The sequence below is a fragment of the Amaricoccus tamworthensis genome (assembly GCF_049800875.1).
Lineage (GTDB): Bacteria > Pseudomonadota > Alphaproteobacteria > Rhodobacterales > Rhodobacteraceae > Amaricoccus > Amaricoccus tamworthensis.
Genome location: NZ_JBNAFV010000003.1, coordinates 1 through 25863 on the forward strand (window position 1 = coordinate 1; position 25863 = coordinate 25863).

The 25863-nt window shown below is 65.4% G+C and carries 26 protein-coding genes; 11 read left to right on the forward strand and 15 right to left on the reverse strand.

Features of this window, described 5'->3' with window-relative positions:
- Positions 1-272: 272 nt before the first annotated feature.
- The 5 genes from ACP15P_RS07205 to ACP15P_RS07225 all read right to left on the reverse strand — a co-directional run bounded on the left by ACP15P_RS07205 (position 273) and on the right by ACP15P_RS07225 (position 4365).
- Positions 273-1301, reverse strand: coding sequence for an IS110 family RNA-guided transposase (locus ACP15P_RS07205; RefSeq protein ID WP_028720250.1), 1029 nt, complete (start codon positions 1299-1301; stop codon positions 273-275).
- A 172-nt stretch (positions 1302-1473) separates the two neighbouring features.
- Entirely contained in the window at positions 1474-2403 is a 930-nt protein-coding gene (locus ACP15P_RS07210) for a cation diffusion facilitator family transporter (RefSeq protein WP_090735052.1), read from the reverse strand.
- Positions 2393-3163, reverse strand: a complete 771-nt coding sequence (locus ACP15P_RS07215; RefSeq protein ID WP_119001079.1) for a transglutaminase-like domain-containing protein — start codon at positions 3161-3163, stop codon at positions 2393-2395. Before ACP15P_RS07215 ends, ACP15P_RS07210 begins: the two co-directional genes overlap by 11 nt.
- An 88-nt stretch (positions 3164-3251) precedes the next feature.
- Positions 3252-3854, reverse strand: coding sequence for a cation efflux transmembrane domain-containing protein (locus ACP15P_RS07220; protein ID WP_090735048.1), 603 nt, complete (start codon positions 3852-3854; stop codon positions 3252-3254).
- Positions 3855-3936: 82 nt separating this feature from the next.
- Positions 3937-4365 carry a MerR family transcriptional regulator gene (locus tag ACP15P_RS07225; protein ID WP_007426244.1) on the reverse strand — a complete coding sequence of 143 codons (429 nt, stop codon included), beginning with the start codon at positions 4363-4365 and terminating at the stop codon, positions 3937-3939.
- 173 nt (positions 4366-4538) lie between these two features.
- Between ACP15P_RS07225 and ACP15P_RS07230 the strand changes: the two genes are divergently transcribed.
- From ACP15P_RS07230 to lnt, 10 genes are read left to right on the forward strand one after another with little or no spacing between them, the layout of a single operon-like run.
- Positions 4539-5141: an SCO family protein gene (locus tag ACP15P_RS07230; RefSeq protein WP_255330492.1), complete on the forward strand. Its 603-nt coding sequence runs from the start codon at positions 4539-4541 to the stop codon at positions 5139-5141.
- A 5-nt stretch (positions 5142-5146) separates the two neighbouring features.
- Positions 5147-5569, forward strand: coding sequence for a disulfide bond formation protein B (locus tag ACP15P_RS07235; RefSeq protein ID WP_119001078.1), 423 nt, complete (start codon positions 5147-5149; stop codon positions 5567-5569).
- Entirely contained in the window at positions 5566-6225 is a 660-nt protein-coding gene (locus tag ACP15P_RS07240) for a DsbA family protein (protein ID WP_119001077.1), read from the forward strand. Before ACP15P_RS07235 ends, ACP15P_RS07240 begins: the two co-directional genes overlap by 4 nt.
- Before the next feature lie 23 nt (positions 6226-6248).
- The gene (locus ACP15P_RS07245) at positions 6249-6716 is read left to right on the forward strand and encodes a copper chaperone PCu(A)C (protein ID WP_119001076.1); all 468 of its coding nucleotides are present in this window, start codon (positions 6249-6251) and stop codon (positions 6714-6716) included.
- Complete coding sequence (locus tag ACP15P_RS07250; RefSeq protein ID WP_119001075.1) at positions 6716-7342, forward strand: SCO family protein; 627 nt, start codon at positions 6716-6718, stop codon at positions 7340-7342. Before ACP15P_RS07245 ends, ACP15P_RS07250 begins: the two co-directional genes overlap by 1 nt.
- Positions 7339-8712: a M23 family metallopeptidase gene (locus tag ACP15P_RS07255; RefSeq protein ID WP_119001074.1), complete on the forward strand. Its 1374-nt coding sequence runs from the start codon at positions 7339-7341 to the stop codon at positions 8710-8712. Before ACP15P_RS07250 ends, ACP15P_RS07255 begins: the two co-directional genes overlap by 4 nt.
- Positions 8713-8715: 3 nt before the next feature.
- Positions 8716-9171, forward strand: a complete 456-nt coding sequence (locus tag ACP15P_RS07260) for a DUF411 domain-containing protein (RefSeq protein ID WP_119001073.1) — start codon at positions 8716-8718, stop codon at positions 9169-9171.
- 12 nt (positions 9172-9183) lie between these two features.
- Complete coding sequence (locus ACP15P_RS07265) at positions 9184-9966, forward strand: ZIP family metal transporter (RefSeq protein ID WP_101498978.1); 783 nt, start codon at positions 9184-9186, stop codon at positions 9964-9966.
- A 19-nt stretch (positions 9967-9985) separates the two neighbouring features.
- Positions 9986-10444: a signal peptidase II gene (gene lspA / locus ACP15P_RS07270; RefSeq protein ID WP_090735086.1), complete on the forward strand. Its 459-nt coding sequence runs from the start codon at positions 9986-9988 to the stop codon at positions 10442-10444.
- The gene (lnt, locus tag ACP15P_RS07275) at positions 10411-12018 is read left to right on the forward strand and encodes an apolipoprotein N-acyltransferase (RefSeq protein ID WP_119001072.1); all 1608 of its coding nucleotides are present in this window, start codon (positions 10411-10413) and stop codon (positions 12016-12018) included. The genes lspA and lnt overlap by 34 nt, the downstream gene beginning before the upstream one ends.
- Here the strand turns inward: lnt and ACP15P_RS07280 are convergent.
- Entirely contained in the window at positions 11999-12511 is a 513-nt protein-coding gene (locus tag ACP15P_RS07280) for a L,D-transpeptidase family protein (RefSeq protein ID WP_040611036.1), read from the reverse strand. The two genes, lnt and ACP15P_RS07280, sit on opposite strands and share 20 nt — an antisense overlap.
- Before the next feature lie 62 nt (positions 12512-12573).
- Positions 12574-14928, reverse strand: a complete 2355-nt coding sequence (locus ACP15P_RS07285) for a heavy metal translocating P-type ATPase (RefSeq protein ID WP_119001071.1) — start codon at positions 14926-14928, stop codon at positions 12574-12576.
- Positions 14929-15109: 181 nt separating this feature from the next.
- Between ACP15P_RS07285 and ACP15P_RS07290 the strand changes: the two genes are divergently transcribed.
- Positions 15110-15394, forward strand: coding sequence for a hypothetical protein (locus ACP15P_RS07290; protein ID WP_040610620.1), 285 nt, complete (start codon positions 15110-15112; stop codon positions 15392-15394).
- Positions 15395-15430: 36 nt separating this feature from the next.
- Here the strand turns inward: ACP15P_RS07290 and ACP15P_RS07295 are convergent, their stop codons facing one another.
- From ACP15P_RS07295 to ACP15P_RS07330, 8 genes are all read right to left on the reverse strand, one after another.
- A complete protein-coding gene (locus ACP15P_RS07295; RefSeq protein WP_090735029.1) occupies positions 15431-16111 on the reverse strand; it encodes a L,D-transpeptidase in 681 nt (226 codons plus the stop codon).
- Positions 16112-16268: 157 nt separating this feature from the next.
- Complete coding sequence (locus ACP15P_RS07300; protein ID WP_255330494.1) at positions 16269-17345, reverse strand: DUF2793 domain-containing protein; 1077 nt, start codon at positions 17343-17345, stop codon at positions 16269-16271.
- Between the two features lie 10 nt (positions 17346-17355).
- On the reverse strand, positions 17356-21321 hold the full coding sequence (locus tag ACP15P_RS07305; RefSeq protein WP_424927841.1) for a baseplate multidomain protein megatron: 3966 nt from the start codon (positions 21319-21321) through the stop codon (positions 17356-17358).
- 9 nt (positions 21322-21330) lie between these two features.
- Positions 21331-21765 (reverse strand): NlpC/P60 family protein, encoded by a 435-nt coding sequence (locus ACP15P_RS07310; RefSeq protein ID WP_090735024.1) that lies wholly within the window; start codon positions 21763-21765, stop codon positions 21331-21333.
- Positions 21762-22646 (reverse strand): DUF2163 domain-containing protein, encoded by an 885-nt coding sequence (locus ACP15P_RS07315; RefSeq protein ID WP_424927842.1) that lies wholly within the window; start codon positions 22644-22646, stop codon positions 21762-21764. The genes ACP15P_RS07310 and ACP15P_RS07315 overlap by 4 nt, the downstream gene beginning before the upstream one ends.
- Positions 22643-23269, reverse strand: a complete 627-nt coding sequence (locus tag ACP15P_RS07320) for a DUF2460 domain-containing protein (protein WP_160786248.1) — start codon at positions 23267-23269, stop codon at positions 22643-22645. The genes ACP15P_RS07315 and ACP15P_RS07320 overlap by 4 nt, the downstream gene beginning before the upstream one ends.
- Positions 23269-25686, reverse strand: coding sequence for a phage tail tape measure C-terminal domain-containing protein (locus ACP15P_RS07325; protein ID WP_424927843.1), 2418 nt, complete (start codon positions 25684-25686; stop codon positions 23269-23271). The genes ACP15P_RS07320 and ACP15P_RS07325 overlap by 1 nt, the downstream gene beginning before the upstream one ends.
- Positions 25667-25807: a DUF7697 family protein gene (locus tag ACP15P_RS07330; protein ID WP_023851451.1), complete on the reverse strand. Its 141-nt coding sequence runs from the start codon at positions 25805-25807 to the stop codon at positions 25667-25669. The genes ACP15P_RS07325 and ACP15P_RS07330 overlap by 20 nt, the downstream gene beginning before the upstream one ends.
- Positions 25808-25863: the final 56 nt, after the last annotated feature.

The window sequence follows — 25863 nt, forward strand, 5'->3', positions numbered from 1 at the left end:
AACCTTCTCTTGTGGATGCCGCCCTCATTTGCAAGGAATTTCTGAACATTAGACATGTGATCGAGTGCGGACTCTTGTCAGGCCTGTTAGTGCGGCCCGATAGATGCCGCTGGCCGGGATGGTGATGCGCGGACCGGGGCCAAATCTCCAACAGCGAGCTCGAAGCTCTGAGAAGGTTCCTGGTTTGCCCAACCCGGATCATGTCGATCATTTGCCCATTCGGATCATGCCTTCCTCACAACTCTGCGTTCCGTTCCTGCCGACGCGCCCGATCAGGCGGTGGCCATCACCGGATCGCGATAGTCCTCGCCGCGCGTCAGCATCGCCCAAATGCCGCGCGCCATCTTGTTGGCCAGCGCGAAGGCTGCGACCATCGGTGGCTTGCGTTCCAGCATGCGCTCAAGCCAGGGATTTTGCGGTGCGCCACGGCGCAGCGCCCAGCGGACCACCGCCATCGCGCCGGTGACAAGCAGTCGCCGGATGTCCCGCTGCCCCATCTTCGATGTTTTCCCCAGCCTCTGTTTTCCGCCAGAAGAATGTTGCCGCGGCACCAACCCGAGCCAAGCTGCAAAATCGCGGCCACGCCGGAACTGGTCCATCGGCGGCGCGAAGGTTTCGACTGCGAGCGCAGTGATCGGTCCGACACCCGGCATGGTCTGTAACTGCCGGGGCATGGCGGCCGCCCTGGACGCGGCGGCGAGCTTTGCCGAGACTGCGGTAAGGCGGGACGTCAACAGTTCGATCTGCTCCAGAACCATGCGGCAGATGTCTCGCGCCAGGTCAGGCAGGCCCGAACCAGGATCCTCGACCACCTTCGCCAGCCGCGGGATATATCCGACCCCTTCCGGCGCCACATGCCCGAATTCATAGAGGTGCGCGCGAAGGGCGTTGATCGCTTCGGTCCGCTGCTTCACGATCTGCTCGCGGGCGCGAAACGCCACCGCCCGGGCCTGTTGGGCTTCGGTCTTGGGTTCGACGAACCGCATGGTCGGACGCATCGCTGCCTCAACGATTGCTTCCGCGTCGGCGGCGTCGTTTTTCTGGCGCTTGATGAACGGTTTGACGTAATGCGGCGCAATGAGCCGGACGCTGTGCCCGTAGGCGGACAATTCCCGCGCCCAATGGTGCGCGCTGGGACACGCCTCCATCGCCACGTCGCATGCGGGATGGTCCGTCATGAATCGCGCAAACTGCAGTCGCGACAGCTTCTTGCGGAAAACAACCACCCCATCCGCTGCCGCCCCGTGCAGCTGGAACACGTTCTTTGCCAGATCGACCCCGATAATGCTAACTTCTTCCATGGATGCCCTCTCCTTCAGCTTGTGCTTCGACACCACGAGTATGGCACATCGCGATGCCGTCAGGGTGAGAGCGGCATCCACCCCATCTCCACCAAGCTGACACTGCCCGCCCTGCGCTTAAGTGTATGAAGGTGCGAGATAATATCGTTCTTCCGTCAATTCGTGCTCCTGATCATTCATGGCCATTACTACCGTGACCGTAGAGGTTGGCGTTGGTGTGGGCGTTCCTTTCATTCTCGAATTCGAGGCTGGAATGAGCGATGCCGAAGCGCTCGCTCAGTCGTGCTTTGATCTCGCCCTTGATGGCCTCAATTCTTGTCCATCCATCTTCGGCGACGACCACGTGGCAGTCGAGCGCCGCCTCGTGTTCCTGCATCTGCCATAGATGCACGTGGTGGACATCCGTAACGCCGTCCACGTCCCGCATCGCGGCAATCACGGCCGAGTTGTCGATATCCGGCGGGCTGCCCAGCATCAGTGTCCGGATCGGGCCGCCGATCTCGGTCAGTGCGAGATACAGTATATACAGCGCGATACCGATGGTGATTGCGGGATCGACCCAGCGCAGGTCGTAGAGAATGATCAGCGTGCCGCCGACGATCACGGCGACCGAGGCGAGCGCATCCGAGAGGTTGTGCAGGAAGAGCGCGCGGATGTTCACGCTGCCCTTCTGCATGGACCAGGTGAGCGCCGCAGTCAGAGCGTCGACCACGAGCGCCACGCCGCCGAGGATCACGACGGTCCAACCCTGAACCTCGGGCGGATCGATCATGCGCATACCGCCCTCGTAGATCAGGTAAACGCCGACGAGGATGAGTGTCGTGTAGTTGATCAGTGCAGCGACAATCTCGATCCGGCCGTATCCGAAGGTCATGCGTTCGTCGGCGGGCCGCCGCGCGATCTTGCGCGCCGCGAAAGCGATCACCAGCGACGCCATGTCCGAGAAGTTGTGCAGCGCATCCGCGATCAGCGCGAGACTGCCCGAAACGACGCCGCCCGCGATCTGTGCGACGGTCAGAAGGGCGTTCGCCCAGATCGCGATGGACACGCGCCGGTCACCGGATGCGGGATCGATGTGGGCATGGCCGTGATCATGCGGCACGGTGCGTCTCCTCATGAAGATGGTTCGGGCGAGCGAGGCCGGGGATTTGCGGCACCTTGCCCCGCCTAATTGCGCGCACGCGTCTGTTCATCCAGTGGCGGATGACGTGGCGATAGAGCCAGTCGCGCAAGGCGCCGAAGTCCTGGCGATGCCCCCGGTAGAACTCGTCTGGTATAGCGTATGTTGCGAGATCGCGGGCGATGCCGGTCTTCTGGATATATGTGTCGTCGCCGGTCCACTCGACCGGTGGGCCGCTCAAGCAGTCGGTGCTGGCCCCGTAGCCGCAAAGGCTTTCCATCTCGATGAACGCCCGTTGCAGCGATTTCAGAAAGGGCGTGTCCAGGATGAACCCTTCGAGATTGATCCATCCATTCTCGGTCTCGACCTCTACCCAGGAGTGGAGGATTTCCGCGGGGGCCAGCGGATAAACCCACTCGGGCACGACACCGCGCTGGAGCGCCTTGTGGATGGTGAAGCCATGCAGGCGACACCGAATGCCAAGGCAACGTAGCAACGCCATGAGCAGCGTGCCCTTGGTGTTGCACTGGCCGTAGCCGTCCGACAGCACTTCTGAGGGCGGGATGTCGTCGGCACGATTGTAGCCGAAAGCGATCTCGTTTCGGACGAAATCATAGGCGGCACCGATCCGGTCATGCTCGCCAAAAGCCTGCCAGCCGCGGCCCGCGACCAGATCCGCAATAGGAGCGGCTTCGAAATCCAGCAGCCGCGTGGCTGTCAGCAAGGGGTCAATGGCGGGCAAGATGCATCTCCTCGAGTCTGGCGAGGATCTACATAAATGCTCCAGCGACTGTAGCTTCAAGTCCTTTTTCTCAGAAGGCGATCAATCGCTACCGGTCGTCGGCATGAACGGCTTTGTGGTGTTCGCCGTGTGCATCGCGCAGGATGTCGATACCGCCCCACGCCGCGATCCCGGCCACGACCACACCCACGACCAGGTCCGGCCAGTTCGTTCCCAGCCAGGCGACGAGACCGCCAGCCACGACGATCCCGAGGTTCGCGGCGAAGTCGTTCCAGCTGAAGGTGTTCGCCGCGCGGATGTTGACGTCCGGTTCGCGGAGTCGGGCGAGCAACCAGACGCAGACCGCGTTGATCGCCGCGGCGATCAGGGCCATGGCGATCATGATCGTCCCGAGCGGATCTGACCCGCCGATGTAGCGGCGCCATGCATCGTAGAGGATGCCTGCAGCGAACAGGATCAGCAGCCCACCGGAGATGTTCGCCGCTCCGCGTTTCCATTTGCCGGACCGGGACAGCGCAAACAGGCTGATAGCGTAGACGAAGCTGTCGGAAAGGTTGTCGAGGCCGTTGGCGATCAAGGCGCTGGAATCGCCGAACGCACCGGTTGCAAAAAAAGCCACGGCCAGACCGATATTGAGCGCCAGAACGATCCAGAGCGTGCGTCTCTCTTTTGAATCTTGTTCTGCGGCCATTTCTCGTTTTCGGCTCGTGGTTTACGATCGAAGAACTCCTGCGGCTGGTCTAAGTTCCTGCCGCGACATTGGCATGGTCCAATCAGGCCCCAATCTCGTCGTGCTCGGTCAGACATTCAGAATGGTCCCGCAATACCTCCAGCACCCGGCAATCCGCTGTCCGCCCGCCGCTGCACTCGTGGACCATGCGTTTCAGTTCCGTGCGCAGCGCCTTCAGGCGGGCCATGCGCTGCTCCACCCGTTTGAGCTGGCGACGCGCGATGGCATCAGCTTCATCACAGGGCCGATTGGGATGGTCGCTGAGGTCGAGCAGCTCGCGGATCGCATCGAGCGAGAAGCCGAGTTGCCGCGAGTGGCGGATGAAGGACAGGCGATCGAGTTGTGAACCGTCGTAGCGCCTCTGTCCGCCCTCGGTCCGGCCAGGTTCGGGCATGAGCCCGATCTGCTCGTAGTACCGGATGGTCTGCACCTTCGTGCCGGTCTTCTTTGACAGAGTGCCGATCGTGAGCATTCTCACCTCCAGAAAAAGTATACAGTCCTTGTAGGTTTTGCGGTGTGAGCGGGCAAGTGCGGGATTCACAGGCGCGTGATGTCGCATCAAGGCGCCATCTTCATGCTTGAACCTTCAGTGGCTAGAGGATGTAGACGCGCAGACACACAAGGATCAATGGCAGGCGAACAGGATTGTCTCTTACATCGGCACAGAAGTTTCTTTGGGTTTTGGCAGGCGTGGCAGCGCTTGCCTTCGTATGGCTTTTACTCTGGTCCGACTATCGTGCCGACAGCGCCCGAACTGACGCCGAGCCGCCTTTCTTCGCTGAGTTCGAACTGACGGACCACCAGGGTATGGTTCGAACCGAGAAGGACTTTGCGGGGCGCTGGATGCTTGTTTTTTTCGGCTTTACCAACTGCCCCGACGTCTGCCCGACGACCCTATCTGAGGTCGCGGCGGTGATGGACGGTCTGGGCGACGATGCCGCCAAGGTCCAGCCGATTTTCATCACCATCGACCCCGAACGGGACACGCCCGCCGCACTCGCCGAATACGTCCCGCTGTTCGATGCGGGCATCATCGGTCTGACCGGCACGCCGGAACAGATCGCCGCCACCTCCGAGACGTTTCCGATCTTCTTTGAACGCGTCGAAGAGGCTGCGGCGCCGGATGGTTACACGATGGGCCACACGTCGCATTTGTTCCTCTTCGATCCCGACGCGGGCTTCGCCGACTCGTGGCCCTACGGCACCTCCGCCGAAGAGATCTTCGCCGATCTGGAAGAGAGGATCTGACCGAAATGAACCGCATATCCGGAGAAATAGCCCTCGGGCTGGCGTGGATCATCGCGCTCGTCGCCTCGCTTGCCGTGCTTTTCATCGGCGAGGTGCTGGGGCAGACGCCCTGTGTGCTGTGCTGGTTCCAGCGCGCCTTCATGTTCCCCTTGGCCATCGTCCTCGGGTTCGGCCTTTGGTGGCGGGACGGCCGCGTGGGGCGCTACGGCATCGCATTGGCGCTTGGCGGCGGCGCAATCGCCCTCTGGCACATAGGGCTGTACGTCGGTCTTGTTCCCGAACGCATCCAGCCCTGCACGGCCACCGGCCCCTCTTGCACCGATGACAACCAACTGGTCTTCGGCGTCCCGATCCCGCTGATGGCGCTCGCCGCCTTCGCGCTGATCGGGGCGCTGTCGGCCCTTTCATTGAAGGACACACGAACATGAACCGACGCGGCCTGATCCTGTCCGTTCTCGCCCTCGGCGTCGCCGGTTTCGGCGGAGCCACCTGGTTTGCAACCCGCCCCGGCCCGGTGGCCGAAGCGGAGCCTGTTGCGCCGGAACTCGCGGACGCGATGATCCGCCCCTACTCGCCCATCCTCGGGCCTGCGGAAGCGCCCGTCACGATCGTCGAATTCTTCGATCCGGCCTGCGAGGCCTGTCGCGCCTTTCATCCCATCGTGAAGGACATCATGGCCGAGCATGGGGATGCTGTCCGCGTCGTGATCCGCTACACGCCCTTCCACGGCGCGGCATCCGAGGAAGCCATCCGCGTGCTCGAGGCGGCGCACATGCAGGACGTTTACGTGCCGGTGCTCGAGGCCGTTCTGCGGGAACAGCCGAGATGGGCGTCACACGGTGCCCCGGCGCCTGGCCTGATCCTTCAGATCGCCACCACGGCCGGACTCGATGCCGAGGCCGCGCGCACGCAAATGCTGGCACCCGATGTCGTGGCGATCCTGAATCAGGATCGTGCCGATGTAGAGACCGTGGGAGTTCGCCAGACGCCCACATTCTTCGTGAACGGCAAGCCGCTCGATCCATTCGGGGAGGCAGAACTGCGGCGATTGGTGGCTGCCGAAGTCGCTGCCGCGCAAAGCTGAATGGAAAGGGCAGGATCAAAACGATGAAAAAGTATATTTTGACCAGCACACTGGCGGCGCTTTTGACCCTTGGAGGGCTCTCAGTGCCCGCGCTGGCCGCACCCGAGGATGTTGTCGTCGAGAACGCGTGGTCCCGCGCCTCCATCGGGGTGAACCGTCCCGGGGCCGCTTACATGACGATCCGCAACACTGGCGACGAGCCGGTGACGCTGATCGGCCTTACAACACCGCTCGCGATGATGCCCGAAATTCACGAGACGAAGACCAATGCCGAGGGTGTGAGTTCCATGAGCCCGGCGGGGGAAATCGCGATCGCCCCGGGCGAGAGCGTCGCGCTCGAACCGGGGGGCCTGCACGCAATGCTAATGCGGCTGCAAGAACCGATGACAGAAGGGGAAACCTTTCCGCTGACCCTGCTTTTCGACGACGGAGGCGAAGTGACGGTCGAGGTGACGATCCTCGGCATCGCCGCGCGGGGGCCGGAGGACTGATGCGGCGACGGGCGATCCTGGGGTACGGCGCGGCTGGTGTCGGGGTGGTCGCCCTGATGCTCTTTGCCGGTTGGTGGCAGGTCGATGGCCCCGGTGGACCTGAGCCTATCGGGCAGCGGCCTGTGGCTCTGACCGCGATGGATTTCCGTCTGACGGATCATGAGGGCAACGCGGTCGGGCCGGAAACCCTGATCCGGCGACCGACGATGGCGTTCTTCGGCTTCACCTACTGTCCCGATGTCTGCCCGACCACGCTCTCGGACATTTCGGGATGGCTCGACGATCTGGGAGACGAGGCCGACGAGATGAACGTGGTTTTCATCACGGTCGATCCCGAGCGCGACACTGTCGAAACGATGGCCGAATATGTCGGCTACTTCCATCCGGCGATTCGCGGCTGGACGGGGCCGGAGGAGCAGATAGCGCGCGTCGCGGACGGCTTCCACGCCACCTACGAAAGGGTGCCGACGGAGAGCGGCGATTACACGATGAACCACAGCGCGAGCGTCTTCCTGTTCGCAGCCTCTGGGCGGTTCGTCACCATGATCGACTATCACGAACCCAGAGAATTCGCGGTGCCGAAAATTCGCCGCGCGCTGGAAGAAGAAATGGAGGGGGCGACATGAGGCTCAGAACTTTGGCGGCTTGTGTCGCAATTGCGGGGACAGTTCCCGGGGCAGCTATCGCGATCTCCGATCTTTTGTCGAAAGAACCCGTGCCGCCGGAACTTGCCCAGGCAGGTAGCTGGATGCCCCAAGGTCCTGAAGCCCCCCAGAACGTTGACATCCCCGTGATGCTGCCCGCGGCGGCATGGGCAGACGATGCATCCGACCTCAGCCCGCTGCCCCTTCTGCAGGTCGCGTTTGCCGACAGGCCGGTAAGGGCGATCGAGCCACCGCTGTCGACGTGGTCGCGCGACATTTTACCAGGCGAGACGCTCGATTTCTTGCTGTCCGAAGCTGGACTTGCGGCTTCTGACAGAGCCGAAGTTGCCCTCGCGCTTGGCGCGGAATACGATCTGCGACGGCTGCGGCCGGGGCACTCGGTCACTGTCGCTTCGACCATGGACGGCAGCCCCCGCACCGTCTCACTTGCCGTCGAGGACGGGGTTCGGATCGAGGTGATTTTCGGCGAGCAGTTGTCCACACAGGTCGTGACTCCGGATCCGGAAATCGTAACCCTTGCCGGCAAAGCCGTGATCGACAGCTCGATCTTCGCGGCACTCGACGAAGCCGGCATACCCGCCCGTTTTTCCGTGGACCTTGCGCAGATGCTGGGTGGGACCGTGGATTTCCGCCGCGAGATGGCCGGCGGCGAAGCACTAAGGCTTCTCTGGCGTGAGGCGCGGGTCGGCGAGGACAGGATCGGACAGCCCGAACTCGCCTTCGCCGCACTGGAGATCGGCGGTTCGCTTTACGAGATCGTATGGCCGGACGACGGCAGCGGTCAGGCGACGATCTACGTCGATGGCGAGGTGCTGCGCGTCTTCGCACAGCCGGTCGAGGGTGCGCGCCTGAGCTCGGTGTTCGGACGCCGCACGCATCCGGTCTTTGGCAACGTCCGGATGCACACCGGCGTCGATTTCGCAGCGGCACGTGGGACACCGGTTCAAGCGACGGCACCGGGGCGGGTCAATTTCATCGGCTGGCGCGGCGGATATGGTCGCGTGGTCGAAATCTTGCACGGCTCCGACACCATGACGCGCTACGCGCATCTGAGCGCCGTGCCGGAAGACTTGGCACAAGGCCAACGCGTTGCGGCGGGAGACGTGATCGGCCGCGTCGGCGCGACTGGCACGGCGACAGGTCCGAACCTGCACTATGAGGTGCTCGTGGATGGGCGCCCGACTGACCCCCTCTCTGACGACCGGCTCGCCGAAGCAGCCGAGCGCGAAGCGGATGATACCGCCGCGCTCTCGCGTCTGGCCGAGGCGCGGGCGCTTCTGAATGAAAACCTCGGCAGCGAGATTGCCGAAACGATAACCGAAAGGCTCTGATCCATGAAACGCATGACCCAAGCTCTGGCCATCACGCTCGCCCTTTTCCCGGCGGCACAGGCCCTCGCAGAGGCAACGGCGATCGACGTCCGCAAGACGAACGGATGCGGCTGCTGCCTCTCGTGGATGAACCATCTCGAAGAAAACGGTTTTGCGCCGACGGGCCAGGACATGTTCGGTGGATCGCTGGTTCGCTTCAAGTTCGACAACGGCGTGCCGCAGCGCATGGTCTCCTGCCACACCGCGGTCATTGATGGCTACGTGATCGAGGGCCATGTCCCGGCCGCTGACATCCGCCGCCTTCTCGAGGAGCGCCCGGACACCGTAGGCCTCGCCGTTCCGGGGATGCCCTATGGCTCGCCCGGTATGGGGCCTGAAGATGACCGCGAAGCCTATGATGTCTTCCTCATCCGCGAGGACGGGTCGACGGAAGTCTTTTCAAGCTACGCCGAAGGATAATCTGGCCCGCCCATGGAAAATCTGTCCCCGATAATGCTCGGCTTTCTCGGAAGTCTCGCCGCCGGTTCGCTCACGGCAGTCGGAGCAGCTCCCGTGCTGTTCGGGCGCATCCCGTCCCGGGCCACGCGCGATCTGTCGCTCGGCTTCGCTGCCGGTGTCATGCTGTCAGCCTCGTTCTTTTCGCTGATCATCCCGGCATTAGATGCCGCAGAGCCGATGTTCGAGAACGGCGCGATGCCTGCGGCCATCGTATGCGTCTCGATCCTTCTGGGCATGGGGGCTGTCGCCCTGATGAACGAAAAGCTGCCGCACGAGCATTTCAAGACGGGACGCGAAGGGCCCGAAGCGGCGTCATTGCGGCGGGTCTGGCTGTTCATCATCGCGATCACGATCCACAACTTTCCCGAGGGTCTCGCGGTCGGGGTCGGGTTCGGTTCCGGTGGCATGGAAGGTGGCCTCCCACTCGCCATCGGCATCGGCTTGCAGAACGCGCCCGAAGGATTGGCCGTCGCGGTGTCGCTGCTGGGCGAGGGATATCCGAAGCTGCGCGCCTGGGGCATTGCGGCGCTGACTGGCATGGTCGAGCCGATTGGCGGTCTGCTCGGGGCCGGCATCATCACACTGTCGGAACCGCTGCTTCCATGGGGACTGGCCTTTGCCGCGGGCGCAATGCTCTACGTCATCAGCCACGAGATTATCCCCGAAACCCATCGCAGCGGCTATCAGAACAGGGCGACGCTCGGCTTGGCTGTCGGGCTCGTTCTGATGCTGTTTCTCGATGTCTGGTTGGGGTGAGGCAATGTCACTACCCAAAGTGATCGGCGTCTTTGCCGCGCTTGCTGCGTTCGCAATCGATCAGATCACCAAAGCCATTGTCGTTGCGAATGCCGCCACTTTTAGCGCCGGGATTTCCGTGTTTCCGGGATTCAACCTCGTCTTTTCTCGTAATGACGGCGTGACTTTCGGGATGCTGGGCGGCGCGCCGTGGTGGAGCCTCACCGCTCTCGCTCTTGCCATCTGTGTTTGGCTTGCTGTCATGCTGTTTCGCGTCGAAAATGCGGCCGAAACACTTGCCTACGGCGCGATCATTGGCGGAGCGCTGGGCAATGTCATCGATCGTGTGCGCTATCGGGCTGTAACAGACTTTCTCGATTTCTACATTGGCACAACACATTGGCCTGCCTTCAACATGGCCGATGTATTTGTCGTCAGTGGCGTAGGGCTCTTGCTCGCCGCGCCATGGATCAGCGCGCGGCGTCCGATCAAGTCGTGAAGACGGAAATTCTGAACCGCATCGCTCTGCGCCCCTGTTTGCTTTCGCGGATGACGCTTGGTTTCGCCGCCGGGGCGCTGACGGTTCTGACTTTCCCGCCTCTTTCGATTCTCCTGCTTGTTCCCGTTGCCTATTCCGCGTTGTTTGTCGGGCTTCGCGATCTCTCCTTCGGGCGCGCTTTCCTCGTCGGCTGGGCGTTTGGTCTCGGCCAGTTCGGTTTCGGGATTTCGTGGATTGCAGAGAGTTTCTACGTCGAGGCCGAGCGGTTCGGGGCGATGGCGATCCCGGCCGTCGCGGGATTGTCCGCAGGTCTCGCGATTTTCCCGGCCATTGCCGCCGCGCTTTTCGCCGAAATCGCGCGGCGTGGAGCCATGGGCAGTCTCTTGGCCTGCCTCCTGTTCGCGACCTCCTGGACCGTGGCCGAGTGGTTGCGCGGTCACGTTCTGACAGGTTTTCCATGGAACCTCGCCGGCTACGCTTTGGTCGATTACGCCGCTCCTCGCCAACCCGCCGCCTGGGTCGGAAGCTATGGGCTAAGCTTTCTCACCGTGTTCGTCGCGGCACTTCCCGGCGCGGCTGTCATGGCGTCCGGGCGGCAACGATTGACCGTTTCGCTCATGGCGCTGGCGGGCATCGCGACGATGTGGGCTGTCGGCACGCTTCGCCTCCAGTCGGATGCACAACAGCCACCCGGTGTCGACCTGCGCATCGTCCAAGGCAACATTCCACAAGAGGAGAAATGGGCGCCCGAGAACCGCGAGGCGACCTTCGCGCGCTATCTTGAGCTTTCAACCCAGCCCGGCGATTTCGACGTTCTTCTTTGGCCGGAAACCGCCTTTCCGGGTTTCCTCGATGAGGATACGGAGGCACGGGATCGCATTGCCGCTGCGCTACCAGACGGCAGGGTGCTGCTCACCGGTGTGCCGGACCGTGTACCGAGCGAAGATGGCACCCGATATTTCAACACGGTCCAGGCTTTTGGCGCGACCGGCAGAATCCTGACCGGATACGCGAAACATCATCTCGTACCCTTCGGCGAATATGTGCCATTCCGCGGCTGGTCGCCCATCGAGCGGCTCACGGCGGGTCTGGGCGATTTTACGCCCGGACCGGGCCCGCGAACGCTTGCGCTTCCGGGTGTGCCGCTGGTCGCCCTAGCGATCTGCTATGAGATCATCTTCCCAAGCCATGTGGTCGACGACCTGTTCAAGCCAGACTGGATCTTCAACGCAACCAACGACGCCTGGTTTGGCACCAGCATCGGACCTGAGCAGCATCTGGCTTCCGCACGTATGCGCGCCGTAGAGGAAGGCCTTCCTGTCATTCGAGCCGCGAATACGGGCATCTCTGCGGTCATCGACACGAGCGGAGAGATCGTTGCGCGGCTCGATACCGGCGAAACGGGCATCATCGACGCTAGCCTGCCCTCCGCGCGACCGCCGACACTCTACGCGAGCTTCGGGGACTGGATGCTGCTGGCGCTCATCTTGGCTTCGTGGAGCTGGGCAACGGCGACCAATGCGACGGCGCGCTACCGCCGCATGAGAAACACCGTCATGCAAAGATGTGGATAGGTGTTCCGTCCTTCACCATTGCATAGATGTCCTCGATCTGCCGATCTGTGACCGCGATGCAGCCAGCTGTCCAGTCGCGGACGTCCGTTGGGTCGATGCCGGGTCGTGGACCACCATGGATGAAGATGTCGCCCCCGGGGGATCGGCCCTGCGCCTCGGCAAAAGCGATGTCGGCCTCATTCGGATAAGAGATGCCAACCGAAAGATGATAAGTGCTTTCAGGGTTGCGCTTATCGACTATGTAGGTGCCCTCCGGGGTCCGGCCGTCTCCCTCGAATTGCTTGTGACCCTCAGGAGCGAAACCCAGCCCGACCGGATAGGTTTGCAATACGCGATCGGCTCCGTCGAGAACAAGCAAGCGCTGCCCCTTATAAAGCCGAACACGGGTCACCTCGGGTCCGCCATAGCTGCGGAACTTGCTGGCACAGCCGGACAAAAACGCTGCGAACCCGCCCAACAGGACGGCGCGGCGGGGAAATCGGATGGTTTTCACTGCTCATGCCTCTTTGGTGAGGTCGGATATGGATATTACGGTACCTTGCAAATGCTGCGTGATCAATGTGCATGGGCAAGCGCGGCCTTTGTCATCTGTGGACCAACCTGTTCACCGCCGGACGGAGGCGCCTTGGCCTCTTGGCTGTTCAGCAGGCGCAGGGCGTTGGCCACCACCAGCAATGACACTCCTACGTCGGCTGCAATAGCGCCCCACATCGATGCCACTCCAAACGCGGTAGCGACAACGAAAACGCCCTTGGTCGCCAAGGAAATACCGATGTTCTGATGGATAATCGACATTGTCCGGCGCGAATGACCGATCAGCCAAGGCACCTTGCCAAGGTCGTCGGTCATCAGGGCAATATCCGCAGTCTCGATTGCCGCGTCCGAACCAACAGCACCCATCGCGATGGCGTAATGCGCCCGCGCCATGGCGGGGGCGTCGTTCACCCCGTCGCCGATCATGGCCACCATGTCATGCGTTTCGACCAGTTCTTCGATGGCTGTCACTTTGTCTTCGGGCAGAAGCTCGGCGCGGACCTCGTCGATGCCGACCTCGGCTGCAACGGCGCGCGCCGTCCGCTCGTTATCGCCCGTCAGCATGACGATGGTCTTCACGCCTTGCGCGTGGAGCTGTGCCACGATGCCCTTGGCGTCGGGGCGGATACGGTCGCGCAATTCCAGGATGCCGGTCACGCCGGTGTCGTCGCCCACGGCAACAAGGGTGCTGCCAGCCCCTTCGATGCGGTCGCGCAAATCCTTCGGAATGGCGTCACCGAAACCCTTCTCCTCGGCAAACCGGTCCGACCCTAGCCAGATCGACCGGCCGTCAGTGCGTCCTTCAAGTCCCCTACCAGGAACGGTTCGGGTATCTTCTGCGGCGGACACCTTGATGCCGTCGGCTTCTGCCCGCGCGAGAATGGCGCGCGCCAAGGGATGCGAGGAACGTGCCTCGAGCCCCGCGGCGAGGGTCATCAGATCCTGCGCCGATGCTCTACCCAGCGGATGCACCGCCGCCACCTCGGGCTCGCCCATGGTGATCGTGCCGGTCTTGTCCATGGCCAGTGCAGTGGTCTTGCCCGGTGCCTCAACATATGCACCGCCCTTGATCAGCACTCCGGCCCGCGCTGAAGCGGTGAGTGCGGCGACGATGGAGACCGGTGTCGAGATGACCAGAGCACACGGGCAGGCGATCACTAGCAGCACGAGTGCATTGTAGAACCAATAATCCCAGGCCCCACCGAAAATGAGCGGCGGCAGCAGGGCAATTGCAATGGCGAGAGCCATGACGATAGGCGTGTAGATGCGGGCGAACTTCGCCACCCATTGCTCCACCGGCGCGCGGCGGGCATGGGCGTCGCCGACCATGCGGATGATCTTGGCCAAGACGGTGTCCGAGGCGGCCTTCGTGGCGCGCACCGTCAATGTGCCTTCGCCGTTGATCGTGCCGGCATAGACTTCGTCGCCTCGTTCCTTTGGGACCAGCGCACTCTCTCCGGTGATTGGCGCCTGATCGACCGCGCCCGCGCCGTCCGTCACCTCACCATCGAGGGGGATACGGTCGCCACCGCGTACTATGAAGCTTGAGCCTACGGCGACTTGAGCCGCCGGAACGTCGGCCTCGCTTCCGTCTTCGCGGATCACGCGCGCCGTCGGTGGTGCAAGATCCAAGAGCGCCGAGACCGCATTCCTCGCACGCCCGACGCTCCAGCTTTCGAGGTAGAGCGAGAGCGAGAAGAAGAACGCAACCGTCGCCGCCTCGAAGAATTCGCCAAGCCCTATGGCACCGGCCACCGCGACCACCATCAGCAGGTTCATGTCGGGCGACAGCCTCCGTGCGGACGACCATGCCTTGGGTGCCACGAGCCAGACACCGAACAGGATCGCAACCGCGAATAGCCCTGCCTCGACCAGTGGCATCGGCGCTTCGCCGTGCCCTGCGAAGAGGCCGAGTGCCCCCCCCATGCCGGTCTCGATGATGTGCCACAGAAATCCCGCGGCCCAGAAGCCGCCACTGAGCGCCGTAAACAGCCGCTGTCGTGCAAGATGGGCCGCCTGGTCGACCGACGCGTTTTCGGCATCCCAGGGCTTGGCGGTCATGCCGGTGCTTGCGACCAGTTCTGCAATTTCGCCGTCCGATACACTCTTGGCGCTGTCGAGAATAGTCATCCGTCCATTGATCACGTCGAACGCGAGATGCTCGGCCCCGCCGATCTTCGGGCCAACCACCTTGTTCAGGATCGCGACCTCCTCGGCGCAATCGAGGCCGGACACCTGAAAACTGCGCCCGCCCGTCGGCGCGGGCGTCGTCGGCTCGATGTCGCCGCACGTTCCCGCGCTCCCGCAACAGTTGCCGCCGTTTGCCTGGTCGTCTTCGGCATGATCGTGATCGTGGTGATGGGTGTCGGACGGCATGAATGGACCTCTGGATTCGGGTGCATCACCATGACATAGCCCCTACAGTAGCTAGAGCTTCAAGAGCAAAATACGGTGGTATTTCAGTTTGTATTTTTGCTAGAAAGTGCGGTGATCCGTGCGGTTTTAGCACTACCCATGAAAACCGTCGCGAGGAGTGGCATAAGCGGAAGGAACAACAATGCTGAGTATTACTCGGACACGGATGAAGATGGCTGTCGTCGCACTCTTTCTGACCGCAAGCTGCGGCTCGCAGGAGGTCGGCCAGTTGCCTGCCACTGAACCCGAGTCCGGCGTTCCCGAGATCGTTCTCGAATTGGCGGCGGACGGTCAGGATCTCTCAACCGTCCGCCTGCTGCCTGACGACGGGTGTTACTGGTACGAGCATCGCGGTCAGGTCGAGACAACGCTCCTGCCACTTCGGGCAAGAAACGGAGCGGCTATCTGTCGGCAGGCGCAGGCCTGACGAATGCGAACGGCAGCATCCGTCGCTCGGCGCGCATCACCACAGGTCGCCAACCTCTGGTGCCGCAAGGCTGCCTTCCGCCGAATAGAGATACGCCGTCGAGCCGATCTCGACACGTGGATAGAGACTGTTGATGTGCGCCATCACCATCCTGACGCAACCCGAGCTGGCTCGGCTGCCGATACTTTGCGGAAACGGGGTACCGTGAATCCGCAAATATGTGTCGCGATCCCCGACGTAGAGGTACATGGCCCGCGATCCGAGCGCGTTCTCGGGCCCGGGTTCCACACCACCCTCGAACTGCGCATAAATCTCCGGTTCCCGCTCGATCATGTTCTGGGTCGGGGTCCAGTGCGGCCACTCGACCTTGCGCTGTATCGTATAGATACCCGGTTCGTAGAGGTCGCCACGCCCGATCGCCACGCCATAACGCATAGCGGTTCCACCCTCCTCGATATGGTAGAGATATCGCGCGACCGCATCGACATGGATATCTCCCGGTACGAGACCGTCCTTCGCGACGACTCGTTGCGGCAGGAACCGCGGGTGCAGACCCCAAGGATTGGAGGTTTCGGGGACATAATTTGGAGGCGTCACCTGTGCATCCCAGGCAGCCTTCTGCGCCTCGGTGGGCCAGGTATCGGCGAGGAGTGGGCCGGAGACCGACGCTGAAAACAGCGCTGTGGTTGATCGAACGAAGTGTCGTCTTGTCAGCATTTGGCAGCCTTTGTTCTGGGCATTTGCGCAGGCTCGCGAGGCACGAGCAGCGCTTTCGTGTCTCGATATGCAACCTCCACCAACTAGAGCTTCAAGGCATTTCTTTCCGCTAGCGCCGCACAGGTCAAAGGGGCGTGTGCAATCCCGTTGTTGCCGCTCAGCCGATCTTCGCGCCCCAGAACGAGGTGTGGTCAGCCGCGAAGTAGCCGTCCGCGACCCGGAAATACCCCTGCAACTCGACGGTGTCGCCCGCAGTGAGCGGGACCATGGTCTGCAGCCAGATCGCGGTGGCTAGCGAGACATGGGTGGCGGAGATTTCGCCGAGGGAGCCGCGGATTTCCGTCGTGCCGTTCAGCACGAGCCGCCCGCGCATGCGGGCCGTGGCGCTGGCGTTGATCTTGTAAAGCAGCGTCGCGCCGAAGAGGTAGGTGCCATCCGAAGGCGCCACGAAATGGTTGTTCGCGGCGTCGAACGCCCCCTGATCGTTATAGTCGGTGTTGTTCAGGCCGATCTTCGTCCAGGTTCCTACGCCGACATAGTTGTCGTAGTTGGTGTACGCCTTGAACCGCGGCAGCCGGGGCTGATCGACGATGCCGTTCGCGTTGTCGACGCTCAGCCCGTCGAAGAAGGTGCTGCCGTCGGCGGAGACGGCGAGCCGGAAACTGTCCGAGCCGAACAGCCCCACCAGCGCCTTGGTCACGAAGCCGGTCTGCAGCGTCAGGCCGAGATCGTCGCCCGCAGCCTCCTTGTTCATGGTGTAGAACAGATCGCCGGTGCCGCCCTCGGCCAAGGTCTTCGCGGTCCAGAGCGCCGCGTTCAGCTTGGCCGAGAACGGATTCGACGCATCGGCCGTCGTGCCGAGTCCCAGCAGCGCAAGGTTCTGCAGCGCGGCCGGCGTGGTTCCTACCCAACCTGACCCGTCATAGACCAGCAGCAGCCCCTCGTCCTCGACCCACGCCCGCCAGCCGGTCCGTGGGGGCAGGCGGAGCCAGGCGCCATCGGTCCAGAGTGCGACGTTTAGGTCCCAGCTGGCCCAGTCGCCTGTCGCGCCCGAGCCGACGATGTAGCGGTCGCCGTCGGCGGGGCTCGCAGGGGGTGCTGCCAGGTCCCGATCGATAACAGAGAGCTGAACGAGCCCGTCGAGGATCCGCAGCGCCTCGTTGTGGGTGACGTGCTTCTGGGCCTGCGCCGCCAGGATATGGGGCAGCAGGAGATGGGTGGTGGCGTCGGACATGGGTTGGCTTTCAGAACGTGAGCGTGACAGTTTTCGGCGCGCCCCGCCCGACGAGGGCGGAGAGCTGGTAGATGCGGATGTTGACGGTGTCGCCGGGGGCGAGCGGCGCGCCCCAGTCGGCGCTCTGCTGGGCGGCGGTGTAGACGGCGCTGGTGGTGGCCGCGCTCAGCACCCGCTTCACGGCCGCGCCGTCGAGGATCTCGACCTCGTAGGTTTCCAGTTCCTCCGCCAGCGGCACCTCCAGCCCGCCCCAGCTGTCGGCGGAAAGAGCGCGGGACCGGCGCGTCCAGCGGATGGTCAGATCGCCGGGCGTGCGTGGGCGACGCCACGGCTGCTCGACATGGGCGACAGAGAAGGGCCGCAGTCCCGCGCCCGCGGGGGTAAAGGTCTGCGCCACATAGGTCTCGTCGCTGACCGGGCGGCTGGCCGGGCCGATGCGCCAGTTCCACGGGATGCCAAGATCGGCCTCGGCGATCGGCAGCGACGCGAGGCTGTCGTCCAGCACCACCACCCGCGCGCCGGCGGGCGCCGGGTTGCCCATGGCACCTTCCGTGCCGCGCTGTCCGCGCAGAAGCCGGGTGAGCCGATATCGACCGGGCGCGAGCAGCTCGGCCGCGCCGGCCTGCACGATCTCCCAGACCCCAGGCGCGCTCTCGATGGCAAGCGCGTTGGCGCCCCCGAACAGGGTCAGGTCGGTGACGCTTTCCAACGTGCCGGTGAGCAGATCGACCACAAGCGCATTTCCGAAATCGAAGCGCGAGGTGGGGCCCGCGTAGAAGTCGGAGACCAGCTGGCCAATCCGGGCGCGACTGCCGAACGTCGTCAGCAGCTCGAAGCCATCGGTCGAAGGACTGCGGAACACCGCAATCTCGCCGGGCCAGGGAACCGCATGCGCGACGACCATCGGCCGATGCGCGGGCTGGTCCTCGGTCAGCTGCGGCAGGTCCATCAGCACCGCGTCCGGCGCGCCGAACACCACGGCGCGCGTCAGCGACGCCGCGCGGGGATCGCCGGGCGGCAGGTCGTAGGTCGCGCGATCCTGGCGGACCGCCTCGATGCCGCGAGCCTCCGCGTCGGCGATGGAGACGAGCCGCAGGTCGACCAGCCGCCCGTCATGGGCGAGCCGGATCGGGTCCGCCGGATCGAGCGCGAGCCGCGAGGGCGGCAGACGGAATGCCGCCGTCTCGCGCCCCACCCACGCCTCCATCAGCGCGCGGCGGCAGCGCCGCTCGGCTTCCTCGGGCGGCACCGCCATCGGGAAGCTCTCCGAGGCGATCCGTGTCGTGTCGACGGTGATGCGCCGCGCCTCGACGAGGGCCGCGTCGTAATCCTCGTCGGCGCGGGCGACCTGCCACTTCAGCGCCTGCGGCAGTTCCGTCTCCTGGCCCCGCGTCAGTTCCAGCACGTCGCCCTCGCGGGCGGCCACAAGATCGTCGGGATCGAACGTGGCGACCGACGCCCGGCCACGCATGATGAAACGGATCACGCCCTCGGTCTCCACGGCGTCGAAGCCGAAGTGGCGCGACAGCGTGGTGATCGACGCGCGCGGGCTTTCGAGCGCGGTGATGGCGTAGCCCTCCACCGCTCCCCAGAGGCCGGTGACGTCGATCCGGGACTCGGGCAGCCCGGCGCGCAGGCAGAGGTGCCGCACCAGCGCCGCCAGCGACACAGCGCCGAGCCGCCCCGTCAGCCAGTGGCCGAGCCGCCAGTTCGCGCCGTCCGTCCAGACGTCGGTCAGCGCCGGGAAGAACGGATAGGGCCGCGCGTCCCAGGTCCAGGCGGCGCATTCGGGGACGTGCACCATCCGGCCGCCGTAGTCCGATGACACCGGGTTGTTCGCGGCCTCGCCCCACCAGAGATACGTGGCCTCGAGATAGGCGCGCTGAATGGCGTCATCGCGCCAGCCCCGCGAGAAATGCGGCGTGAAGCTCTCGGATGACTTCGGGTCGAAGAAGACGTTGGGCTGGTTGGTGCCCCGGTCGATGGCCGGGCAGCCGAGTTCGGTGAAGCGGATGGGTTTGGATTGCGGCACCCATGCTGTCGGCGTGCCGCTCTCCACCCCACCGGGGCGATTGTAATGCGGGTTCGACCACCAGCTGCGCAGATCCTTGTAGCGGAAGACCCATGGCTTGCCGGCGGCGCCATCGGCAATCGGCGTCCGGACCTGTGCCGACCGATCCGTCGCCGATGCATAGAACCAGTCGAAGCCTTCGCGGCCCGCGATGTTCGCCTGCAGATAGGCCCGGTCATAGATCGCGGGCCAGCCCTCCTGCGCGTCCGCATGATCGAACCCGTCGCGCCAGTCCGACAGCGGCATGTAATTGTCGATCCCGACGAAATCGATCTCCGGGTCGGCCCAGAGCGGATCGAGGTGGAAGTACACGTCGCCCGAGCCGTCGCCCGGCTGGTGCCCGAAATACTCGCTCCAGTCGGCGGCATAGCCGATATTCGTGCCGGACCCGAGGATCGAGCGCACATCCGCGAGCAGATCCCGGTAGGCCTGCACCGCCGGATAGGTGGCCGCGCCCGAGCGGATCGTCGTCAGCCCCGGCATCTCGGTCCCGATCAGGAACGCATCGACCCCGCCCGCCGCCGCGCAGAGATGGGCGTAGTGCAGCACCATGCGCCGCAGGCCCCAGTCGCTGGATGGCCCGGTCCAGCTGACGCTCTCGCCCGCCACGCTGAAGCTCGCAGGTGTCGCCGCGCCGAACAGCGCCGCGACCTGGCTTGCCGCCGTGGCCGTCTTGTCCACCGATCCGGCGTAGCCAGCGGCCGGGGAACAGGTGATCCGCCCCCGCCAGGGGAATGCGGGCTGGCCGGTCTCGGCGGCGCTGTCGGAATACGGGTTCGGCAGCGTGTTGCCGGGCGGCACGTCCATCAGGATGAAGGGATAGAAGGTCACGCGCAGTCCGCGCGCCTTCATCTCCTGGATCGCCTGAACCACCGCGAAGTCGGACGGCGTGCCGCCATAGACCGGGCGATCCTGATCGTCGCGGCTGACCAGGAAGGCATTGGCGCGGCTCACGCCGTTCACCGACCAGCTGGCGGGCGTCGTCGACTTGGCCGAGACCTCGACGCCCGGCCGCACCTTGCAGGAGCCCGCGCGCAGATCGTCGCCGAACCAGGCCACGACGAGGCTGACGCTTTCGACCGCAGGCGCCATCGCCTGCAGCCGGTCCAGCGCCTCCACCATGTCGGTGGAGTCGGCCAGCGCGTTCAGGTTCTCGGGTACCGTCGCGCCGCCATCGGTCTTGCGGATCGCCTGCGTCGCATAGGTAAACTCGCCCGAGGCCGGGATCATGGTGACGGCGCGGGTCAGCCCCTCGGCGGTGTCGGGGTCGGCCAGCGGGCGGAACACCTCGAAGGAGAGCTGTGGCAGGCGGTTGCCGTAGGTGGAAAGCGCCAGTTCCTCGAAGACCACATAGGCCGTGCCGCGATAGGCGGGCGTGCTGGCCGCGCCCATCTTCGCGGCGATGAACGGGTCCACCGTCTGCGCCTCGTCGCCCGGATACCAGCGCCAGGTGACGCCGGAGAGGTCCATCGGCTTGCCGTCGGCCCAGATGCGGCCGATCCCGGTGATCGGGCCTTCGCAGAGCGCCACGGCGAAGCTGGCATAGTAGAGATACTCGGTGGTCTTGACCTTGCCGCCCCCACCGCCCTTGCCGCCGCCCTGCGTGGTCGTCTTCGTCTCCTCGCGGAAATCGGTCGCCCAGATGATGTTGCCGCCCATGCGCATCCGGCCGTAGAGCCGCGGGATCACCGCGCCCTCGGTGGCCGAGGTGATGCGCAGCGTATCGAGCCGCGCGCCCTCGATGCGCTGGGTGGGCGCCAGCGACGAGATGATCCAGCTGTCGACGACCGAGCCGATGGCGGAGCCGATGAAGCCGCCGATGGTCGCGGCGCTGACGCCGAGGATCGCCCCGCCGATCGAACCGCCAATGGCGGCGCCAGCGGCACCGAGGACAAGCGTTGCCATGGTCGGGTCTCAGCGTTGCGGGAACAGGAAAGCGAAGGCGATGCGCCGCCGCCAGCATGGAGTGAGCGGTTCCTCGATCACGCCGAGCCGCTCGTATGCATGGAGGAAAATGTCTGGGCCGGTCAGGATCCCGACATGCTTGGCGATGGCGCGGGGCTTCATGCGGAAGAGGATCAGCGCGCCGGGGCCTGCCTCGGCGGGCGACACCTCGATCATCATCCGGCGTGCGCTCTCGGCCAGAACCTCGCGCGGCCCGGTCTCGCCCCAGTCCCGGCTGTAGGGCGGGATCGGGAACGGCTCGGGGCCGACGACCTCGCGCCAGACGCCCCGCGCCAGCCCGAGGCAATCGCAGCCGACACCGCGCAGGCTGGCCTGATCATGATACGGCGTTCCGAGCCAGGACCGCGCAATGGTGATGACGTGCTGGGGATCAGCGGCGTTCACAGCACCGACCCCTCGTGCCCGCCGTCCTTCGTGGCGTAGCGCAGCACGGCATCCTGGCCCGGGATGTGCGGGAAACCCCGGAAGTTGACGGTGTTGGCGAACTTGGCGCCGCAGGTCTCCATGCGCTTGTCGCAGCCCGCGCGGATGGTGAAGGCGTCGCCCTCGGCGATGGACCGCACCGGCGCCTCGAGCAGGGTCAGGATCGCGACGCCGTCCGTCACGTCATGGCCCAGCACTTCCGCGCGACGCCCCGCATTCGCGTCGCTCGTCCATTCGATGGTGCCGAAGGTGAACCAGCCGGAAGCGAACCCGCCGAGCCCCGAGGCGGTGAAGGCCCGGTCCCGCAGGAGATCGATGACGGCGCCCGTGCCCTTGAAGGCCGGGTGCTCCAGATCGACCCCGCAGCGCGCGTCGCCGAGCGCGGCATCGCAGGTCGCCTGGAAGGTCCGCCCGACCGTCTGGCCGAGTACGTGGGCGAGCGAGCGGACCTCGGCGACGAAGGCCAGCCTCCCGCGCCGGATCTGGCCGATGGCCCCGCGCCGCATCAGCACGCGCTGAGCCGTGTCCGCCCAGTTCACGCGCCAGACCTCGACTTGCGCCGCGTCCCAGCGGCCGTCGAGAATGTCGGTCTCGGTGATCCGGTCGGAGGTCAGCACGCCCTCGGCATCCTGCGCATCGACCGACAGGTCCGAGCCCGAGCGCACCTCGGACGCCGTGAGCCCGCTCTCGGGCTCGAAGGCAGTGCCATCGAAGCTCAGCGTCCGGTCGTGGTCGGTGAAGCCGACGGTGACGCCATCAGCCCGGGTGATCCGCCAGCACCACGCGAGCGTCGTCGTGCCCTCGTCGAGATGGGCCTGCAGGTCAGGGTCGAGGGTCTTCATCGGCGCAGTTCCAGCAGCGGAATGGAGGTGATCGAGCCGAGCCGCTCGAGGTCGAGCGTCACGTCGAGCGCGTCGGCGTCGAAGCGGACGGGTACGTCGAACTCGAACCCGGCGGTGATCGCGACGCCAGCGCCCGGCGCGGCGCTGAAGGTGACGACGCCGGTCGTGGTGTCGACCGACCAGCCGGAGGGCTGCTCGACGCCCGACAGCGCGATGCGCACGCTGCCCGCCACCGGCTTCGCGATGGCGCGCGTCCAGGATTGCGCGCCCGAGGCGTAGCGCTTCACCAGCTGGAAGGCGGTCGTCGCGCCATCGCCGGTGCCGATCGCCTGGTCGGTGGGCGACGGCGTTCCCGAAGGCAGGCAGGACTTGTGGTCGCCCCAGTCCTTGAAGCGGAAGCCGTGCAGCCGACCGTTGCGCGCCTCGAAGAAAGCCACGACAGCCGCCAGATCGTCCGCGCGGCGGATACCGTAGGCCACATCGTAGCGGCGGCGCGAATTGGCCCAGCTCGCGTTGCGTTCCTCGTCGCCCGAGGCGAGTTCGACGATCTGCGTGCGCCGCTCGGGCCCGCCGCGCGCGCCGCGGCTGATGTTGTCGGGAAACCGGACCTCGTGAAACGCCATCACATGCCCCTCCGCCCGAGCGACACGGCACGGGCGATGTCCGCGGCGACCTGCGTGCGGGACTGCCGGAAGCTCTCGGCGTCGCGGGCCATGATGGTGACGTTGACGCCGCCACCCGCGCCGTAGCTCTGCGCCTCACGCCGGGACAGCACGCGCTCGCCCCGCTGCAGGATCGCGGGCACCTCGTCATGACGAAGTCCGGCCATGCCGCCGCCATGCATCCGGGGCGCAGCGGCGAAGGCCATGGCAGGTACCATCCGTGATGGCCCGGCCGAGCCGACCATCCCGCCCGCGTGCAGGACATTGGCGAAAATGCCGCCCGCACCGGAGAACACGCCCGACAGCGCGTTCGCGATCGGCCCGAGGATGAACCGCCGCGCCGCGAGCTGGGCGAGATCGGCGAGCAGCGAGGTGACGAGATCTCGGAAGTTCAGCTTGCCGGTCCGCACGAACTCGCCCACCGCGTTCTCGGCCGATTGGAAGGCGCCGACGAGGCTCTGGCCGATGTCGCCGCCAATGTCGCGGGCCTTGCTGGCGTAATCCGACAGCGCCGCCGTGACCGCCTGCCAGCCGGTGACGGCCGCGTCGGTCGCGGGCTCCGCTGCAGCGGCGGCGGCTTCGGCCGCCACACCGGCGCCCGTCGCGGCGCGTCCGGCATCGCCAAGCGCTGTCTCCAGGCGCTCCGCCGCAGCGGTCGTCTCGGCCAAAGCGTCGGCGCCGTCCTGGTCGGTGCCGCGGACCGCGTCGCGCAGCGCCTGCCAGCTTTCGAGGGGCGCACGGGCACCCTCAGCTAGATCGCGCGCCGCACCACGATAGGTGTTGGCTGTTGCGAGGGCGGTATTGGCCGCTGCGGTGAGCCCGAGATCGGGAGCGGTGAGCGGGTTGCCCTCGAAGGCCCGGTCGAAGGCCGTCTGCGCCGCTGTCGTGGCAGCACTGGCTGCCCCCTCGAATCGGTTCTCGATCTCGCCGAGGTCGAGGTCGGGCACCAGCGAGATGCGGCGCTCGGACCCGAGGGCTTCCAGCCCCTGGTTGATGCCGCCGATGAAGCCGTTGATGCGCGAGACCACACCGTTCAGCATCGCCTCGACGCCGTCGACCAGGCTGTTGGCCGCCTGGAACGCCAGATCGCCGATGGCGGCGGGCAGCAGGCCCCAGATCGCCTTGATTGCCTCGTAGGCGCCCTCGAACGTGTTCACGGCGGTGTTGCCGAAGCCCACCACGCTCTCGATGGCGCTCTGCATGCCGGATGCGGCATCAGCCTTCAGGTCGAAGAACATCGCCGTGGCGGCCGCGCCCGCCGCAGCGGCGCCCATCTTGATGCGTTCCCAGACCTCGACCGCGACGTCTTTCAGCAGCGACATCGCCTCGCCGAAGCCGCCCGCGCCGGACACGAGCCGGGTGAACTGGTAGACGAGCTCGCCCGCGCCGACGATCAGCGCGCCGATGCCGGTGCGGATCAGCGCGCCGCGCAGGACGACCAGCGCCGTGGCCAGACCCCGGACCGAGAGCGCCGCAGCGGCCATGCCGGCGGCCCCGCGTCCGGCGAGGAAGGCTGCGAAGGTGGCGGCATAGGTGGTCAGGCGGCCGATGTTGTCGAAGAGCCCGCGGATCGCGACGCCAAGCGGCCCGGTGCGGCTGGCGACCGCCGCCATGGCGTTGGCGACAGCTTCCAGCGCGGGGGCCGCGGCGACCGCCAGCTGGTTCGACAGCCCGCGCCAGATCAGCCCGAGCCGCGAGATGGCGTCGTTCGTGCGCTCGATCTGGTCCGCATCCTGCTCGGAGACGACGACCCCGAAGGCGAGGACGTCCTCGGTCGCCTGGCGCAGCGTCGCGGTGTCGATCCGCGACATGGCGATCGAGCCTTCCTCGCCGAAGAGCTGACCCGCGACGGCCGCGCGCTCGGCGGCCGGCACAAAGCTCTCGATCGCGGCGTTGATCGCGCCTACACGCTGGTCCAGCGGCAGAGCGATCAGGTCGGTGGCGGACAGCCCCAGCCGGTCCAGCGCGTCGGCGGCGGGACCGGTTCCGGCGGCCGCCTGGCTGAGGCGGCGCGTCAGATCCTTCGTCGCCTGCTCGATGCCGGACATCGACACGCCCGCAAGTTCGCCCGCCCGCTCCAGCGTCTGGATCGAGGCGACCGTGGTCCCCAGCGACTGCGCGAGCTTCGCCTGCGCATCGACGGTCTGCAGGCCGGACCGGATCATTGCCACGCCAGCGGCTGCAGCGGCTGCCACGGCGGCGGCTGCAGCCACAGCTACACGACGAGAAAACGCCGCCAGCCGGGAGTTGGCCGCTTCCATCTCCCGGCTCAGCCGTCCGAAGCCACGCGATCCGGCTTCGCCCACGCCCTCCAGTTCGGCACGCACCTGCCGTCCGCCCACGGCCGCGAGGCGGACGCTAACCCGTTTTTCCGCCATGGGAATGATCCATCTGTTCGTTGAGTTTGGCGACCATCACCGCTTCGATGACGGGCAGCAGTTCGGCCATGGCGAGCGGCGGCACGCCGAGCGCGTCACCGAGCGCCAGCGCCGCCGACATGTCCCACCCGATCACCGCGCCGGGCAGGACACGCAGCTGGCCACCGAGACGGCCGA